The organism is Streptomyces antnestii, assembly GCF_004005495.1.
Lineage (GTDB): Bacteria > Actinomycetota > Actinomycetes > Streptomycetales > Streptomycetaceae > Streptomyces > Streptomyces antnestii.
The window spans coordinates 324913-341146 of record NZ_RZYA01000003.1 but is presented as its reverse complement, the minus strand read 5'-3'; the positions used below and the strand labels follow the sequence as shown (position 1 = coordinate 341146).

Genomic DNA, 16234 nt, shown 5'->3' with positions numbered 1-16234 from the left:
ACGGACAGCGCGTCCATCACGAGGGAGGGGCAATGGAGTTCCGACTCCTTGGTCCGATAGACGTCACCGAGCAGGGGCACGACATCACGCCCACCGCACCCAAACAACGGCAGGTGCTCGCCCTGCTGCTGGCCAGAGCGGGGCGCCGCGTCTCCGTGCCGGCGCTCCTGAACGAGGTGTGGGGCAGCGAGCCGCCCCGTACCGCCACCACCGCGCTGCAGACCTACATCGGGTCGCTGCGCAAGACGTTCGCCACCGCCACCGGCACCACCCCACGGCACATCGCGGAACACCGCCTCGTCACCGACGGCAACGGCTACGTCCTCAAGCTCGCCGACAGCGAGTGGGACCGGCCCCGCTTCGAGCAGCTGGTCCTCCGGGCCCGCGGCCTGATGGAGGAACGCGACCCGCAGGGCGCCACCGACGTGCTCGGCGAGGCGCTCGCGATGTGGCGCGGCACCCCGTTCTGCAATGTGCAGCCCGGCAGTCAACTCACCGCGCAGATCCGGGTGTTGAACGAGGCGCACCTGGCGGCGTGCGAGGTCCGGGTCGACGCGCTGCTGTCGAGCGGGCGCTTCCAGGAAGCCGTGGGCGAGGCCGTCGCCCTCGTCGAGGAGCACCCGTACCACGAGAACGTGCACGCCCAGCTGATGCGCGCCCTGTACGCGTCGGGGCGAAGGGCCGCGGCCCTGGAGGTCTACCGGTCGCTGCGGGTCCGGATGAGCGACGACCTCGGCATCACCCCGTCGCCGACCACCAGGTCACTGCACCACGTGATGCTCCAGGACAAGCCGGACGACCGGTACCTGTCCAGTGCGGGAGCCGTCCGCTGACCTGACGACCCGCACCACCGCCTCCGGGGCCGGCTCAGCCGTCGCCCTCGGACTCCCACAGGGTCTCCAGCGCCCTGGTGGGGCCGCCCAGCGCGCGCACATGCTCCAGCGCTGCCCCCACGAACGCCCGCAGCCGCCCCGTCTCATGGTCGGCGGGCCAGACGAACGCGTACTCGATGCGGGGGGCGTCCCCGAACGGCCGGAACGCGAGGCCGGGGCGCGCGTAGTACCGCTCACCCGCCGCCGCCACCGGCGTCACGCCCTTGCCCGCGAGGACCAGCGACAGCGCGTCCTCCCAGTGCGTGATCGCCTGCCCGTGCGGAATGGGCCGCCCCGACGGCGTCTGCCGCGGGAAGTGATGGTCCAGCCAGTGGGCCGGCACCGGCCTCGTCACCGTCAGCAGCGTGGCCTCCGCCAGATCCTCCACGCTCAGCGTCTCGCGCCGCGCGAACGGGTGCGCGGCCGGCATCAACAGCACCCTCGGCTGCGACAGCAGCACCGGACCCGTCGTCAAGTCGGCTTCCGCCACCGGGAGTTCGGTGACCTGGAGGTCGATGTCGCCCGCGCGCAGCGGCCCGTACGGGTCGGATATCTGCACCTGGCGAATCTGTACGTCCACGCCCGGATGACGGCGCGCGAACACCGCGGCGACGCTGTGCAGCAGATGGCCCGTGAAGGCCCCCGAGAAGCCGATCCGCAGCGTGCCGGTGATCCCCCGGCCGGCCGCTGTGGCCTTGGCGATCTCCTCCTCGATACGGCGCTGGGCGGGGCCGATCCCGTCCCTGAGCTGCTCCCCGATGGCCGTCAGCGTCACCCGCCGGCTGGTGCGCTCGAACAGCTTCGCGCCGATGCGGCGCTCGACACGGGCGACGGTCTGGCTGACACGGCTCTGCGAAACGCCCACGCGCTCGGCGGTCCGGCCGAAGTGCAGTTCCTCCGCCAGCGTCAGGAAGATCTCGATCTCCTGGCGTTCCATGTCCTCCCCGTCCTCCCGGTACTCCCCGTCGTACCGCCTCGTGCCCCTCATCACCCCGCTCACCTCGAACGATGAGCCCGGCGAATCGATCGTTGCACAGATCGTCCTTGTTGCGCAGGTGCCCCGATCCGAAGCTGGTCAGGCCCGCTCAGATATCGAAAGGACATCCCTGATGGCTGTCACCGAGTCCTCTCCCCCCACCGATACGGCGACGCGCGACGTACACGCGACGGCCGCCCCCACGGCCGACGTCGCTGCCGGCGCCGCCGCCACCGACGGCTCGTTCAGCACGCGTGGCTGGCTGGTCCTGATCACGCTGTGCTGCGCGACGTTCATGTGCGGCCTGGACTTCTCCATCGTCACCGTGGCGCTGCCCGACATCGGCAGCAGCCTCGGCTTCTCCTCGGCCGGCACGCTCCAGTGGGTCGCCACCGCGAGCCTGCTGCCCTCCGCGAGCCTGCTGCCGCTGTTCGCCCGGGTCGCCGACCTGGTGGGCCGCAAGAAGCTGTTCACGTTCGGCGTGGCCCTGTTCACCCTGTTCTCGCTCGGCGCCGCCCTCGCGAACTCCCCCGGCGTTCTGATCGCCACCCGCGTCGGCCAGGGCACGGCCGCCGCGATGATCGCCCCCGCCGCCATCGCCCTGATGACCGGCTACTTCCCCGAGGGCCCGCAGCGCGCCCGCGCGCTCGGCCTCAACGGCGCCGTCATGTCCCTCGGCTTCGTGCTCGGCGCGCTCGGCGGCGGCGTCATCACCAGCGGGTTCAGCTGGCGCTGGACGATGGTCGTGCTGTGCGTCATGGGCGCCCTCGCCCTGGCCGGCGCGCTCGCGCTGCCCGCGATGCGGGAGGCCGCGGCCGCCAAGCGCATGGACATCCCCGGCGCGGTCCTCGCCACGCTCGGCCTGTTCGGTCTCGTCTTCGGCATCTCCACCGGCGGCGACAAGGGCTGGGTCCGCGCAGACTCGCTCGGCGCCATCGTCGGCGGCCTGATCCTGCTCGGCGCGTTCCTGCTGGTCGAGCGCCGTCACCCCGAGCCGCTGATCCCGCTGAGCGTGCTCGGCCGCCCCACGATCAAGTGGTCGGGCCTGTTCGGTGTCGTCACTTTCGGCATGTGCGCCGGCACGACCGTGCTGCTCAGCCTCTACATGCAGGACGTCCTCGGCTTCACCCCGCTGCAGGCCGGTCTGAGCTACCTCGGTGAGGGCGCGGCCGCGATGCTCGGCGGCATGTACGTCTCCAAGCTGCTCGGCCGGTTCGGCGGCGCGAAGGTGCTCGCGGCCGGTCTGCTGATCCAGGGCATCGGCACGGTCGCCATGTTCGCTCTGCCGCAGAGCGGCAACGTCGCGACGCTCATCGTCACGTCCTCGGTCATGGGCCTCGGCCACGTCTTCAGCGTCGTCTCCTTCATCACCGTGATGACGACCGGCGTCACGGAGGAGGACCAGGGCGTCGTCGGCGGCCTGTCCCAGCTCCCGCAGTACGTCGCGGCCATCGGCGTCGCCGGGCTCAGCGCCATCGCTGCCGCTCGGACGAACGCGCTCTCGGGCGGGTCGGCTCCGGATGCGGCCGCCACGCTCGGGGGGTTGCACGCGGGCATGGTGACGGCGGGGGTCGTCGCCCTTGTGGGCGCGGGCCTTGCGGCGGGTGCGCTGCGTAAGCGTTCGGGCGCCTGACCAGCTTCGCGGGGTGCGGGGTACGGCGACTGCGGGCCGGTTGTGGCTGGTCGCGCCCACGCGGCGGAGCCGCAAATCGACACAGCCCCGCGCCCCTACGGGGCGCCCCTTGGAGAGGGCGCCCCGTCTCTTTCGATCCCGCTAGGAGATCTCGCCGTGAACGACAGGCGACTGCGTAGACCCTCCGCCGTGTGTTCCGTGAACGTGGGTGATCTGAAGGTCAGTTACGTGCCCGACGGCGCCATGCTGCTCAAGCCGTCCGTGCCGCTGCCGCACGGCGCCGCGTACCTCAACGACACCGACCATCTCGTCGCCAACACCGGCGGGCTGCTCGTCCAGGCCGACGGGCGGGCGCTGCTGATAGACGCCGGGTTCGGACCCCACTCCGTCCCGGAGGACCCCTCCCACCCGTACATCGGCGCCGTCCACGGCGGTTCGCTGCTCGACAACCTGGCGCGGCTCGGCGCGCGGCCCGACGAGATCGAGGTCGTGGCCTTCACCCATCTGCACACCGACCACATCGGCTGGGCCTGCACCGATCCGCCCGTGTTCACGCGGGCCGCGTTCGCCGTGTCCAAGAGCGAGTGGGAGGGACGGCACGCGATTCCGGGGCTCACCCCGAAGGCGCTCGCCGCTCTGGAGACCCGGCTGCGGCTCGTCGTGCCCGGCGAGGAGATCTTCCCCGGCGTGCAGACCCTCGCGCTGCCCGGCCACACCGCGGGCCACACCGGCTTCACCATCACGTCCCGGGGCCGCCGGCTGCTCGCGTTCGGGGACGCGCTGCACTCGCCGCTCCAGGTGCGCCACCCCGAGTGGTTCACCACGTCGGACGGCGACCCGGCCCAGTCGGAGCGCCACCGCCGACGGCTGATCAGCGAACTCCAGCAGCCGGACACCCTCGGCTTCGGCATCCACTTCGCGGACGTCGTCTTCGGGCAGGTCGTCGCGGGCGGGGCGGGGGAGGCCGCCGACTGGCGACCCGTGTGACCGCCCCCGCGCCGCCCCTGCGAACCGGCTTGCCCGGCCTGCGCGTTGGTGGGTCGACCAGCCTCCGACGAGGCCGTCAGCAGAACCGGGGTCCGGAGCCCGGGCGGAGTGCGCCGCCCGGGTTCCGGATGCCTTCAGCGTGCCGGGCGGGCGGACGGGGGTCGATTACGCCGGAGGTAATGCCGGAGGCTCGTGGTTCGCCCATGCTGTGGACGGAGAGAAACGGTTCAACGTCTGTGCTTCGGGAGGCCAGGATGTACGTCCCGTTCGGGGCCCTAGATTTTCTGGAACGTGCCGCCACCGTCTACGGGGACCGGGTCGGCGTCGTCGACGAGCCGGACCAGCCGGCCGAACCCTGGAAGGACCTCACCTACCGGCGCGTGGCCGAGCTGGCGCGGGCCCAGGCCGCCGGGCTCGACGCGCTCGGCGTGCCGCTCGGCGCACGCGTCGCCGTCGTGTCGCCGAACAGCGCACGGCTCCTCACCTCGTTCTTCGGCGTGAGCGGCTACGGCCGGGTCCTCGTCCCGGTCAACTTCCGCCTCACCGCCGAGGAGGTGAGCTATGTGGTCTCCCACTCGGGCGCCGACGTCCTCCTCGTCGACCCCGAGCTGACCGACCGGCTGGCCGACGTACCGGCGAAGCACCGCTTCACCATCGGCGCGGCGGCGGACTCCGAGCTGTACCGCTTCGGCACGGACCCCGTCCCCTGGACGCCCGACGAGAACGCCACCGCCACGATCAACTACACGAGCGGCACGACCGCCCGCCCCAAGGGCGTCCAGATCACCCACCGCAACATCTGGGTCAACGCCGTCACCTTCGCCCTGCACGCCGGCGTCACCGACCGGGACGTCTACCTGCACACCCTGCCGATGTTCCACGCGAACGGCTGGGGCATGCCGTTCGCCATGGCCTCGCTCGGCGTACCCCAGGTCGCGCTGCGCAAGGTCGACGGCACGGAGATCCTGCGCCGCGTCGCCGAGCACGGCGTGACCGTGATGTGCGCCGCGCCCGCCGTCGTCAACGCCGTCCTGGACGCCGCCCGTTCCTGGAAGGGCGAGATCCCCGGCCGCGACCGGGTCCGCATCATCGTCGCCGGCGCCCCGCCGCCCACCCGCACGGTCGCCCGCGTCGAGTCGGAACTCGGCTGGGAGTTCATCCAGATCTACGGCCTCACCGAGACGTCGCCGCTCCTGACGGTGAACCGGTCCCGCGCCGAATGGGACGGCCTCGACGCGTCGGAGCGCGCGGAGAAGCTCGTACGGGCCGGGGCGCCCGCCCTCGGCGTGACGCTGCGCACCGACGAGGAGGGCGAGGTCCTCGCCCGGTCGAACGTGATCCTGGAGGGCTACTGGCAGCAGCCCGAGGAGAGCGCGAAGGCCCTGGCGGGCGGCTGGTTCCACACGGGCGACGGCGGCACGGTCGGCGAGGACGGCTACCTCACGATCAGCGACCGCAAGAAGGACGTGATCATCACCGGCGGCGAGAACGTCTCGTCGATCGAGGTCGAGGACGCCCTGTTCAGCCACCCCGGCGTCGCCGAGGTCGCCGTCATCGGCGTCCCGCACGAGAAGTGGGGCGAGACGATCAAGGCGCTCGTCGTGCGGGCGCCGGACGCGACGGTGACGGAGGCCGAGCTGATCCGGCACTGCAAGGAACGCCTCGCGGGCTACAAGGCGCCCACGTCGGTCGAGTTCAGGGACGAGCTGGCCCGCACGGCGACCGGCAAACTCCAGAAGTACAAGCTGCGCAAGCCCTATTGGGAGGGGCGGGGGCGGGAGGTGAACTGACCTCCCGTCGGGAACCGGGCGCGGGGCGCGGGAGTTCACGAGGCATGGCTGTCATCCACATGACCACGATGAATCCCGGCAAACTGGAGCTCCTCGCGCCCTGGCTTCCCGCGCAACCGTGGTACATCGGCACGGGGCAGGGTCCGGCGCTGACCAAGGCCGGGGGGTTCCGGCTCGATGACCCGCGAGGCGAGGTCGGCATCGAGTTCATGGTGGTCACGGACACGTCCGGCGGCCGGCCGTGTTCGTACCACCTGCCGCTCACCTACCGGGCGGCACCGCTCGACGGAGCCGGTCAGGCGCTGATCGGCACGTCCGAGCACGGGGTGCTGGGGCGGCGGTGGGTGTACGACGGGACCCACGACCCCGTTCTCGTCGCCCAACTGCTCGCCCTGCTCCAGGGCCGCGCCGAGCCGCAGGCCCAGAGCGTGACCGACACCCCCGACCCTTCCGTCACCAGTCACATCACCGATCACTTCACCGGTCACGCCACCGGAGCCGGCTTCCCGTCCGTGGTCGCGTCGGCGGCCGTCCACGACGGGCAGCACGGCACCGACGTCATGGTGGAAGTGGCGGGCGTGGCGGGAGGGGCGGGAGAGGCCGGAGGTGAGCCGCGCAGCGAGTCGGCGGAGCCGCTGACCATCGAGGTGACGCGCGTCCTGCGACCGGGCGGGCACACCGCTACGGCCGGGGCCCGCGGCCACGTCACCGCCGGCTGGCGCCTGCCGGACGGCGAGGAGCGCCGGGGCCCGTTCGCGGTCCTGCGGGACACGGCGCGCTGACCGAGCGGCCGATGCACCCGGCCGGACGACCCGGCGTGCTCAGCACCCCGCCTCTCGGCAGAGTTACCGGCATGGAACCCCACTACGGCACGGTCCCGCTGATCCCGGGCACCGAGCCCCTGCCCGAGCTGGACATCCCGCGCCCGGACCGGCAGAACCGGCTCGCCGTCCTCGTGCGGCTGCTGCTGCTCGTGCCGCACCTCGCCGTCCTGGCCGTGCTGTCGGTCCTGGCGTTCTTCGCGGTGGCCGCCGGCTGGTGCGCGGCGCTCCTCATCGGACGCCTCCCCGACCCGGTCGAGCGGTACCTCGCGGGGTTCCTCGGCTACGACACCCGCCTGAACGCGTACGCGATGCTGCTGACCGGCCGCTACCCGCCCTTCGAGCTCGGCGACCCCATGGGATACCCGGTGCGGGTGAGGGTGCGGCAGTCCGTGCGGCTCAACCGGCTCGCCGTGCTCTTCCGGCTCGTCCTGGTGATCCCCGCGGCGGTCGTCGGGTCCGTCGCCGCCGCCGGCTGGTGGGCCTTCTCGTTGTTCGGCTGGCTCGTCGTGCTCGTCCTCGGCTGGATGCCGCGGCCCCTGTTCGAGGCGACGGCCGCCGTCCTGCGCTACCGGATGCGGCTCGGCGCGTACCTGCTGCTGCTCACACCCGCGTACCCGAAGCGGCTCTTCGGCGACCAGTCCGCGCCGGACGCCGTCGTCGGCACGGTGTCGGGTCCCTCCGCGACGCGGCCGCTGTTCCTGGGCACGGGCGCCAAGGCGCTCCTCGGGGCGTTCCTCGTACTCGGTCTGCTCGGCGGCGCTGCCAACGCCTCCCGCTACGGCGCGGACGGCTCGGCCGCGGTCCGGGCCTCGCTCCTGGGCGAGTGACACCCGGGCCGGTCGGCCCCACATTCCCGGATACCTTGTGACGAAAGGCATGCCGAACGGCCCTCTTTCGGGGGCTGTCGCCGTTTTACGGTGGATTGCATGTCGCCCCTGTCCCGCATCAGCACCTCGTACGCCCCGCGCTTCGCGGAGTTCGCGTTCGAGCCCGGCTTCACGGCCGCCGTCGACCAGCACGTGGCGGAGCTGCGGGACAAGCTGGCGGCGGGCGGAGGCCTCCTGCAGCCGCAGGCCCCCGACCCGGAGATCCTCTCGGACTACGCGCTCGGGTTCCTCGACGCGCTCACCGAGAACGGCTGGCGCGAACCCGTCGGGCACGACTACGCAGTGTGCCGCCTCACCGCCATCTGCTGGCTGGTGAGGCGGCACGACCTCGCGTAGGAACCGCTCGGCGCGTCACATGTCGTCGGTGCGCTCACGCTCCTGGACCGGCTGGTTCGTCAACGCGTCCTCGCGGCCCGCCTGGTAGGCGGACAGACCGCCACGCGCCCTCGCCGTCTCCTGCTCGGCCGTGTTCAGCATGCGCTCCCAGCGCTGCCGCATCGGGGCGATGAGACCGCCGCCCACGCCCACGACGACGACGCCTGCGCCGGTCGCGAGCGCCGCGATCAGGACGGGCTGGGTGACCGACGTGGCGATGCCCGCCTGACCGAGCGCCGCGAACACGCCGAGCGCGACGATGCAGGCCCAGACGACGGTGCCGATGGTCCTGCCGTACGAGACGGACGACAGCGTGTTGGTGACGATGTCCCGTACGACGTTGGCGATGGCCATGGCGATGACGACCAGGACGATCGCCACGATGGCCCGCGGCAGCCAGGCCACGATGCCGGTGATCATGTTGCTGACGGGGTTCGGGCCGAAGACGCCGAGGGCGATCTGCAGGGTGATCAGCAGCAGGGCGAAGTACACGACCTTGCAGACGATCGCCGTCATGTCGTACTGGGAGCCCTCGAGCATGCGGGCCGCGCCGGCGCGTTCGGCGAGCTTCTCCGAACCGACCTTGCGCAGCACCCGGTCGAGGACGCGGACGATCACCTTCGAGATGAACCAGCCGATGGCCAGGACGACCAGGAAGCCCACGAGCTTCGGCACGAACTGGGCGACCTTCGACCAGGCGTCGTTGAGGCCCTGAGTGAAGTTCACGGCGAGTGTGGATGAGTCGGTGAGCTGGGGCATGAGTGGTCCTCCACTCGCTGGGGCCCGTGCGCGAGGCCGCGCCGGGCGGTCACCCCTCCATGTGCTGAGCGGTGCGTGTTGAGCGGTGTGCTCCTTCGTGGATATCAGCGCCCCGGTGGAGGCGGCCCGTGGGACGCGTCCATTCGCGTGACGCGCGCGCACGCCATCACGTGAAGTCTCGAACAAAAACTCGAATCATCGTTCTGCGCATCGCCGACCGGGCCCCGCCGTCCCCGGCGTGTTCGCTCCCCGCGCCCCCGTCCCCACTGCCACAGTGACCAGGTACAGAATCACCCGTTTCGCGCGTTTCACAGATTTCGCGTGTGATGCCGGTCTTCCAGGGAGTGTGGTGAGCATGGCCCACGTGCACGTGATCCTCAATCAGAAAGGCGGCGTGGGAAAGTCCACGCTCGCCGTCAACCTCGCCGCCGTGACCGCGGACGTGCTCGGCGCGGGGACCGAGGGCGGGCAGCCGCCCGTCGTGGCCGTGTCCATCGATCCGCAGGGGTCCGCCGTGTGGTGGTCCGAACGCGTCGGCGACGGCCTCCCCTTCGACTTCGTGCAGGCCCACGACGACCTCGCCGGACTCGCCGCGCTCTCCCGCATCCCCTCCGCCCAGCACGTCTTCGTCGACACCCCGGGCTGGCTCGACCTCGCCGAGTCCTCCGGCGAGGACCCGCTCGGCAAGGGCGCCGCCGCCGACGCGCTGCGCGCCGTCCTGTCCAACGCCCACGACGTGATCGTGCCGATCGAGCCGGAACCGCTCGGCTTCCAGCCCACGCAGCGCACCATCGAGCGCGTCGTGAAGCCGCGCGGGCTGCCCTACCGCGTCGTCATCAACAACTGGGACCCGCGCGACGGCAAGGCCGACCTGGAGCAGACCCGGGCGTTCGTCGAGGCCCAGGGCTGGCCGCTCGCCCGCACCGTCGTACGCCACTACAAGCTGCACACGCGCGCCTCCGCGGACGGCCTCGTCGTCACCCAGTACGGCGCGAACCGCGTCGCGCTCCAGGCCCGCGAGGACTTCTTCCGCCTCGCCCTCGAGGTGGGCCTCGCCGCGATCCCCGCCCCGGCGAAGCGGTCCGCCGGCACCCGGGCGAAGAAGAACACGCCGGCCGCCAAGAAGAGCACGAAGAAGGTGAACGTCTGATGGGGCGCCGTACCGATCTGTCCTCCCTTCTGTCGTCGGGCCCCGCGCCAGCACCCGCACCCGTGCCCGTGCCTGCGGCCGAAGCCGCGGAGCCCCCCGCGGCCCCGGCCGCCCCCGGCACCGCCCACCCCGTCACCACCCACCCCGTCACCGTTGCCCTCGCCGACCTCGCCGAGAACCCCGACAACCCGCGCCACGAGCTGCGCGACCTGGACGGGCTTGCCGAGACGGTGCGTGAACGCGGCGTGCTCCAGGCGCTCGGAGTGGTGCCCCGTGCCGTGTTCCTCGCGGCGCACCCGCACCACGAGGAGGCCGTGGGCCGCGCCCCGTACGTCGTCCTGCACGGTCACCGCAGGCTCGCCGCCGCCCGGATGGCGGGCCTGGACGAGGTCCCCGTCCTGGTGCGCGACGACGCCTCCCGTACGGACGAGGACGCCCTGGTCGAGAACGTCCAGCGCGACGACCTCACCGAACTGGAGCAGGCCCAGGCCATCCAGGGCCTCATCAGGAGTTACGGCTACTCGCAGCGCCAGGTCGCCGCCCGCATCGGCAAGACGCAGGGCTTCGTCTCGCAGCGCCTGTCCCTGATGAAGCTCCGTGAGGACATCCAGGAGGCGCTGGCCGACGGACGTGTCTCGGTGGAGGACGCCCGCCGCATCGCGCGCCTCCCCCAGGACGAACAGGCGCTCCCCGGCGACACCGGCACACCCCCGCCGACCGTGCCGAAGGCGCGGCGCGATTACGGCGTAATCAAAATCGACAGCCGGGGCACCCCCGAACAGGTCGTCGAGTCCCTCCGCCGCCATCTCGCTCCCGCGGCCCTCGACCGCGTCCTGGAACTCCTGGGGCGCTGAGGGCACCCGACCGGGAGGCGTTGGCCGAGAATACGGTTGCCCGAGCACGCGTCACGGAGAGCAGCCACCTCACATGTCCACTGGACCGGTTCCCACCCCCGAGCCCGGCGCCCCGGCGCCCGCGGAGGCCGTCGCGCCGCTGATGCGCGGCATCGACGTGCTGCGGCGGCTCACCGACGCCGACGGGTCGCTCAGCCTGAGCGAGCTCGCGCGGGCGACCGGGCTCGCCCGGTCCACGGTGGACCGGATCTGCGCGACCCTCGCGCACATGGGGTGCCTGCGTCTGGACGGCCGTGACGCCACGCTCGCGCCGCCGCTGATGGCCGTGGGCAACGCCTATCTGGGCGCCCTGCGGCTGCCCGCGCTGCTCGGCCCGCGCGCCGACCGGCTCGCGGACGAGCTCGACGAGTCGGTGTCCCTCGCGGTCGCGGACGGGGACGGGATCCGCTTCATCCACCAGGCGACGCGGCGCCGCGCCATGTCCCTCAGCTTCCGCATCGGCGACCTGCTCCCCGCCGAACGCACCGCTCCGGGACCGCTGTTCGCGCAGGCGTGGGACGGCGCCGCGTGGGAGCGGTGGCGGGCGCGCCGGGCCGCCGACCCGCAGGACCGCGGGTTCCCCGCGCTGCCGCCCCGCCGGGAGGCGGAACGGGAACCGTTCGAGGAGCGCGCGGCACGGGCCGGGTCGGCCGGCTGGGCCCTGGACGACCAGCTCATCGAGCCCGGCCTCGTCGCCCTCTCCGTCCCGGTACGGGACGCCGAAGGGGAGATCGTGTGCGTCGCCAGCGTCGTCAGCCACACGAGCCGCCACACGGCGGACTCACTGCACGACGAGATGCTCGGCCGACTGCGGACCGCGGTCGCGGAAATGGAGGAGGCACTGCGCCCGGCCCCGACACCGGACACCACCGCTACGGCTACGGCTACGGCTACGGCGGAACCGCCCTCGGCGGGACGGGACGCGGCGGGACCGGACGCGGCGGGACGGGCAGCGGCAGGACCCGACACGGCGTGGGCGGACCGGGCCCCGGCAAGACCCGACGCGGCGGGACCGGCAGCGGCGGAACCGCCCTCGGCGGGGCCGGACGCGGTGGGACGGGCAGCGGCGAAACCGGCAGCGCCACGACCTGACGCGGCGTGGACGGCCACGGCGGACGGGGCCCCGGCAGGACCGGACGCGGCGGGACCGGACGTGGCGAAACCGGCAGCGGCAGGACCGGACGCGGCGGGACCGGACGTGGCAGGACCGGACGCGGCATGGGCGGCAGCGGCGGGACGGACAGCAGCAGGCCCCGACGCCGCGGGACCGGCAGCAGCGAGACCGGCAGCGCCGCGACCCGACGCGGCATGGGCCGCCACGGCCGACCGGGCCCCCGCAGGAGCGGAGGTACCGGCCGCGCCGTCCCTCGCGGCACCGGCCGCGCCCGCCCTGGACGCCGCCTGGGCCGCCGAGGCGAAGCAGCGGCTCGGGCGGGACTTCGTCGAGTCGCTGGCGCGCGGGCTCAGCGTGCTGACGGCCTTCGGGCCCGGGCGGGCCGAACTCACCCTCACCGACATCGCCGCCGCGACCGGCCTGGCGCGGGCCACCGCGCGCCGCGCCCTGATCACCCTGGAACACCTCGGGTACGTCACCTCGCGCGGCCGCGGCTTCCGGCTCACGCCCCGTGTCCTCGCCCTCGGGTTCCCCCCGCTGTCCCGCCTGACCCTGGCCGACATCGCGACGCCCCACATACGGGCCCTCTCCAAGCGGCTGCGTGACTCGGTGTCCCTGGCCGTGCTCGACGGCGACGCCATCCGGTACACGGCGCGCGTCGCGACGAGCCATGTGATGAGCGTGCGCATCTCGCTCGGGACGCGCTTCCCCGCGTTCGCCACGTCCATGGGCCGGGTCCTGCTCGCGGATCTCGCCCCGGCGAGCCGTGCCGCGTACCTCGCCCGCGCGGACCTGACGCCGCTCACGCCGGGCACCGTCACCGGCGCCGACCGGCTCGGCCCGCTCCTGGACGACGTACGCGCGCAGGGTTACGCGCTTGTGGACGGGGAGCTGGAGGAGGGGCTGCGTTCGGTGGCCGTGCCGGTGCGCGACCGCGCGGGGCGGGCCGTCGCCGCGGTCAACGTGGCCACACACAGCAGCCGCCGCGACCTCGCCGGGTGCGTGGACGAGGTGCTTCCCGCGCTGCGCGAGACGGCGGCACGCATCGAGGCCGACCTGCACGTCGCGGGCCGGTTCGCCCGTATCCCCACGGCCTGAGACACCACCCTCGAACACACGTACGTATACGAGTGCGCACAACTGCCCTGACTCGCAGCCCTCGGCACTCCTCAGTACGCCACCGAAATGCGCGACCGCGGATGCGCCCCGCTCTCCAGCTCGTCGACGAACGCGATCGCGAAGTCCTCCGCCGAGACGCGCGAGTTGCCGAACTCGTCCGTCAGCAACTCGTCACCGCCGATCCGGAACGTGCCCGTGCGCTCCCCCGGCCCCAGCTCGGCGCCCGGCGACACATACGTCCAGTCCAGGTCGTCGGCCTCCCTGCGCAGATACGCGAGGAGGTCACGGTGCGCCAGCGCCTCGCCCCGGAAGGCGTCGGGGAACGCGGGCTGGTCGACGAGGGCCTCCCCCGGCGCGACCTCCAGGCTCCCGGCCCCGCCCACGACCACCAGGCGTGAGGTGCCCGAACGGCGCACGCCGGCGACCAGGGACTCGTTGAGCGCGAGGAAGGGGACCTGCGGGTCGGAACCGTCACGCGGCGGGACCAGCGCCGAGGCCACCGCGTCCTGACCGGTGGCGAGTTCACCGACCTTGACCGGGTCCGAGCAGTCCGCGGCCGCGGCCACCAGACCCGGCACCGGCGACCCGCCGGAACGGCTCACGGCCGTCACCCGGTGGCCGCGCGACACGGCCTCCGCCGCGATGCGGCTGCCGACCATGCCGGTGGCACCGAACAGCACGATCTTCATACGTCTCAGGGGAACACGGTCCGGTGCGGTCCGCATGTCCGCATGTTGCGGAACAGGCGGCGACGGAGGTCAATGGAAGGCGGGGGAAAGGCGGGGGAGGACAGCAGAAAGGAGCCGTCATGGCTCACGCGGCACCCGCCTCGGGAACCTCCGGTCCGCGCACCACGATGGCGGCCGGCTCCAGGCTCTCGATGGGCCTCTCACTCCTGCTCGGCATCGTCTACGGCTTCTGGGCGTCGGGCATCCGGCGCGACGGCGGCCCGATCACCGCGGGCAACGTCCTGTTCGGCGTCCTCACGGGCGTCATCGTCGCCGTGCTCTGCTTCGGTGTCCACCGGATGTCGTTCCGGCTGCCGCGCGAACTGCGTGCCACCGTCTGGGCGGCCTTCGCCGGTATCGCGTTCGGCTATCTCTACAGCCTGACCGACGCCACGATCCTGCGGTCCACGATCATGGCTCTGTGTGTCGCCGCCGGTGTGTTCGCCGCGATGTTCTACCGCTACTACACACACGAGAAGTGACGGACGCTCAGGGCCGGTGGCGCGCCGCTGACGCGCCACCGGCCCTGAGCGCGCCCTCGGCTCCTCCTCACGGAAAGCCTCGGCTCCCCCTCACGCAGGAAACACCCGTTCGGCCGAGTGCTCCAGCGCGGACCCCGCCATCTGACCTCCCCCCGCTGGCGCCCCCCGCCCCGCTCGCCTTGCCTTGAAGGGTGATGCGAAGAGCCCTGTCCGTCGTCCTGCTGGCCCTGGCCTGCCTGCTCGTGCCGCTCGGCACGCTCTCGGTGTGGGCGAAGTACGAGATCGGGGACAGCGACCGGTACGTCGCGACGATGGCTCCGCTCGCCTCGGAACCGGCCGTGCGCGGCGCGGTCGCCGACGCCGTCACGAACGCCATCGTCCCGCAACTCGACGCCGGGCCGCTGCGGCCGGCCGTCGAGACGTTCGTGCACGCCGCCGTGAAGTCCTTCACCGGCACCGACTCCTTCCGCGGGGCGTGGGACACCGCGAACCGGGCCGCGCACGACGCCGTCCAACAGGCCGTCGACGACGGCACCGACGGCCCGGTCACCCTCGACCTCGCGCCCGTCACCGCGCGGGTCAAGCAGCAACTGCTCGACGACGGCGTGCCGTTCGCCGACCGCATCCCCGTCACGCACACCACGATCACCGTGATGAGCGCGCGAGACCTCGACCGGCTGCGCCAGGTGCTGTGGCGGCTCCAACAGGCGGGCCTGTGGCCGCCGTTCGCCGCCCTCGCGTCCGGCGCCGCCGGGCTCGCGCTCGCCCGGCACCGGCGCCCCGCCCTCACCCTGACCGCCCTCGGCGCGGCCCTGGCCTCGGCCGCGCTCCTCCTCGCGCTCGCGACGAGCCGCTCCCTCACCCTGGACAACCTGCCCTCCGACGTGGACCGCTCGGCGGCGGGCGCGGCCTACGACGCCCTCACCGCGCCGATGCGGAGCACGTCCTGGGCGATCGCCGGCGCGGCCCTCGCGGTCGCCGCCTGCGCCTGGCTCTCCGGCCGTTTCCGCGGCGCCGTCCACGTTCACCCGCCGGCGCCTCCCGAGATGCGGACCGAGCCGGCCGGAGCGAGCATTCCCGTGAACCCAGGAGGCCGAAATGAGTGACACCCCGAACCCGACCCCCGAATCCCCCGAATCCGAGTCGCACCCCGGCGTCTGGTCGGCCAGGCACCGCGCTCCCGAGCCCGACCCCACCCTCGGGTACGGCGCCGGCAGCGGATGGTCGTCGGGCGGCACCGTGTTCGCCGGTGTCCTGATGGTGGTCAGCGGCATCCTGGGCATCCTCAACGGCATCGCGGGGATCGCCAGGGACGACGTCTACGCCCACATCGGCAACTACACGTACGCGTTCAGCCTCACCACGTGGGGCTGGATCCACCTGATCCTCGGCATCATCGTCACGATCGTCGGCTACGGCATCCTCAGCACCGCCGAGTGGGCACGCTACGCGGGCATCGCCATCGCCTCGCTGTACGTGGTCGCGTACTTCATGTTCCTGCCCTACGCGCCCATCTGGTCCGTCATCGCTATCGGCATCGGCGTCTTCGTCATCTGGGCGCTGGCCGGCGACAGCTCCAAGGGCGCCGCCCGCGCCTGAACGGGCACCCGTTTCGCCCCGCCGGGCCGTCTTCGGGGAGCCGCCT

Annotated in this window: 16 protein-coding genes; 13 read left to right on the top strand and 3 right to left on the bottom strand. The window is 72.7% G+C overall.

Annotated features, from left to right (window positions below; genetic code table 11):
• The first annotated feature begins 32 nt into the window (after positions 1-32).
• Positions 33-833: an AfsR/SARP family transcriptional regulator gene (locus EOT10_RS09440; RefSeq protein WP_127827637.1), complete on the top strand. Its 801-nt coding sequence runs from the start codon at positions 33-35 to the stop codon at positions 831-833.
• Positions 834-867: 34 nt separating this feature from the next.
• Here EOT10_RS09440 and EOT10_RS09435 read toward each other — a convergent pair whose 3' ends face one another.
• Positions 868-1860: a LysR family transcriptional regulator gene (locus tag EOT10_RS09435; protein WP_223280892.1), complete on the bottom strand. Its 993-nt coding sequence runs from the start codon at positions 1858-1860 to the stop codon at positions 868-870.
• Positions 1861-1981: 121 nt separating this feature from the next.
• Between EOT10_RS09435 and EOT10_RS09430 the strand changes: the two genes are divergently transcribed.
• From EOT10_RS09430 to EOT10_RS09405, 6 genes are all read left to right on the top strand, one after another.
• Positions 1982-3481: an MFS transporter gene (locus tag EOT10_RS09430; protein WP_127827636.1), complete on the top strand. Its 1500-nt coding sequence runs from the start codon at positions 1982-1984 to the stop codon at positions 3479-3481.
• Positions 3482-3679: 198 nt separating this feature from the next.
• Positions 3680-4468 (top strand): MBL fold metallo-hydrolase, encoded by a 789-nt coding sequence (locus EOT10_RS09425; RefSeq protein ID WP_127827635.1) that lies wholly within the window; start codon positions 3680-3682, stop codon positions 4466-4468.
• 254 nt (positions 4469-4722) lie between these two features.
• On the top strand, positions 4723-6258 hold the full coding sequence (locus EOT10_RS09420; RefSeq protein ID WP_127827634.1) for an AMP-binding protein: 1536 nt from the start codon (positions 4723-4725) through the stop codon (positions 6256-6258).
• A gap of 44 nt (positions 6259-6302) precedes the next feature.
• Positions 6303-7040: a maltokinase N-terminal cap-like domain-containing protein gene (locus tag EOT10_RS09415; protein ID WP_127827633.1), complete on the top strand. Its 738-nt coding sequence runs from the start codon at positions 6303-6305 to the stop codon at positions 7038-7040.
• A gap of 71 nt (positions 7041-7111) precedes the next feature.
• A complete protein-coding gene (locus tag EOT10_RS09410; RefSeq protein WP_127827632.1) occupies positions 7112-7909 on the top strand; it encodes a DUF4389 domain-containing protein in 798 nt (265 codons plus the stop codon).
• A gap of 99 nt (positions 7910-8008) precedes the next feature.
• Positions 8009-8305: a DUF6401 family natural product biosynthesis protein gene (locus EOT10_RS09405; RefSeq protein WP_127827631.1), complete on the top strand. Its 297-nt coding sequence runs from the start codon at positions 8009-8011 to the stop codon at positions 8303-8305.
• Positions 8306-8320: 15 nt separating this feature from the next.
• Here EOT10_RS09405 and EOT10_RS09400 read toward each other — a convergent pair whose 3' ends face one another.
• Positions 8321-9103: a mechanosensitive ion channel family protein gene (locus tag EOT10_RS09400; protein WP_127827630.1), complete on the bottom strand. Its 783-nt coding sequence runs from the start codon at positions 9101-9103 to the stop codon at positions 8321-8323.
• A 355-nt stretch (positions 9104-9458) separates the two neighbouring features.
• Between EOT10_RS09400 and EOT10_RS09395 the strand changes: the two genes are divergently transcribed.
• The 3 genes from EOT10_RS09395 (at position 9459) to EOT10_RS09385 (ending at position 13358) form a co-directional block, all read left to right on the top strand.
• Positions 9459-10253, top strand: a complete 795-nt coding sequence (locus EOT10_RS09395) for a ParA family protein (protein WP_127827629.1) — start codon at positions 9459-9461, stop codon at positions 10251-10253.
• Positions 10253-11107 carry a ParB/RepB/Spo0J family partition protein gene (locus EOT10_RS09390; RefSeq protein ID WP_127827628.1) on the top strand — a complete coding sequence of 285 codons (855 nt, stop codon included), beginning with the start codon at positions 10253-10255 and terminating at the stop codon, positions 11105-11107. The genes EOT10_RS09395 and EOT10_RS09390 overlap by 1 nt, the downstream gene beginning before the upstream one ends.
• Before the next feature lie 73 nt (positions 11108-11180).
• Positions 11181-13358, top strand: coding sequence for an IclR family transcriptional regulator domain-containing protein (locus EOT10_RS09385; protein WP_127827627.1), 2178 nt, complete (start codon positions 11181-11183; stop codon positions 13356-13358).
• A 71-nt stretch (positions 13359-13429) separates the two neighbouring features.
• Here EOT10_RS09385 and EOT10_RS09380 read toward each other — a convergent pair whose 3' ends face one another.
• Complete coding sequence (locus EOT10_RS09380) at positions 13430-14068, bottom strand: NAD(P)-dependent oxidoreductase (RefSeq protein WP_127827626.1); 639 nt, start codon at positions 14066-14068, stop codon at positions 13430-13432.
• Between the two features lie 119 nt (positions 14069-14187).
• On the opposite strand from EOT10_RS09380, the gene EOT10_RS09375 reads away from it, so the two are divergent.
• The 3 genes from EOT10_RS09375 to EOT10_RS09365 all read left to right on the top strand — a co-directional run bounded on the left by EOT10_RS09375 (position 14188) and on the right by EOT10_RS09365 (position 16188).
• Complete coding sequence (locus EOT10_RS09375) at positions 14188-14589, top strand: hypothetical protein (RefSeq protein WP_127827625.1); 402 nt, start codon at positions 14188-14190, stop codon at positions 14587-14589.
• A gap of 194 nt (positions 14590-14783) precedes the next feature.
• Positions 14784-15695, top strand: a complete 912-nt coding sequence (locus tag EOT10_RS09370) for a hypothetical protein (protein WP_223280911.1) — start codon at positions 14784-14786, stop codon at positions 15693-15695.
• A complete protein-coding gene (locus tag EOT10_RS09365) occupies positions 15688-16188 on the top strand; it encodes a DUF7144 family membrane protein (protein ID WP_223280891.1) in 501 nt (166 codons plus the stop codon). The genes EOT10_RS09370 and EOT10_RS09365 overlap by 8 nt, the downstream gene beginning before the upstream one ends.
• The last annotated feature ends 46 nt before the right edge of the window (positions 16189-16234 follow it).

What these genes read in the sequence shown, in the direction of transcription:
- EOT10_RS09395 (WP_127827629.1), top strand. Translation starts at nt 9,459, where the DNA reads ATGGCCCACGTGCACGTGATCCTCAATCAGAAAGGCGGCGTGGGAAAG.
- EOT10_RS09375 (WP_127827625.1), top strand. Translation starts at nt 14,188, where the DNA reads ATGGCTCACGCGGCACCCGCCTCGGGAACCTCCGGTCCGCGCACCACG.
- EOT10_RS09435 (WP_223280892.1), bottom strand. Translation starts at nt 1,860, where the DNA reads ATGAGGGGCACGAGGCGGTACGACGGGGAGTACCGGGAGGACGGGGAG.
- EOT10_RS09430 (WP_127827636.1), top strand. Translation starts at nt 1,982, where the DNA reads ATGGCTGTCACCGAGTCCTCTCCCCCCACCGATACGGCGACGCGCGAC.
- EOT10_RS09420 (WP_127827634.1), top strand. Translation starts at nt 4,723, where the DNA reads ATGTACGTCCCGTTCGGGGCCCTAGATTTTCTGGAACGTGCCGCCACC.
- EOT10_RS09405 (WP_127827631.1), top strand. Translation starts at nt 8,009, where the DNA reads ATGTCGCCCCTGTCCCGCATCAGCACCTCGTACGCCCCGCGCTTCGCG.
- EOT10_RS09385 (WP_127827627.1), top strand. Translation starts at nt 11,181, where the DNA reads ATGTCCACTGGACCGGTTCCCACCCCCGAGCCCGGCGCCCCGGCGCCC.
- EOT10_RS09415 (WP_127827633.1), top strand. Translation starts at nt 6,303, where the DNA reads ATGGCTGTCATCCACATGACCACGATGAATCCCGGCAAACTGGAGCTC.
- EOT10_RS09440 (WP_127827637.1), top strand. Translation starts at nt 33, where the DNA reads ATGGAGTTCCGACTCCTTGGTCCGATAGACGTCACCGAGCAGGGGCAC.
- EOT10_RS09370 (WP_223280911.1), top strand. Translation starts at nt 14,784, where the DNA reads ATGCGAAGAGCCCTGTCCGTCGTCCTGCTGGCCCTGGCCTGCCTGCTC.
- EOT10_RS09390 (WP_127827628.1), top strand. Translation starts at nt 10,253, where the DNA reads ATGGGGCGCCGTACCGATCTGTCCTCCCTTCTGTCGTCGGGCCCCGCG.
- EOT10_RS09410 (WP_127827632.1), top strand. Translation starts at nt 7,112, where the DNA reads ATGGAACCCCACTACGGCACGGTCCCGCTGATCCCGGGCACCGAGCCC.
- EOT10_RS09400 (WP_127827630.1), bottom strand. Translation starts at nt 9,103, where the DNA reads ATGCCCCAGCTCACCGACTCATCCACACTCGCCGTGAACTTCACTCAG.
- EOT10_RS09365 (WP_223280891.1), top strand. Translation starts at nt 15,688, where the DNA reads ATGAGTGACACCCCGAACCCGACCCCCGAATCCCCCGAATCCGAGTCG.
- EOT10_RS09380 (WP_127827626.1), bottom strand. Translation starts at nt 14,068, where the DNA reads ATGAAGATCGTGCTGTTCGGTGCCACCGGCATGGTCGGCAGCCGCATC.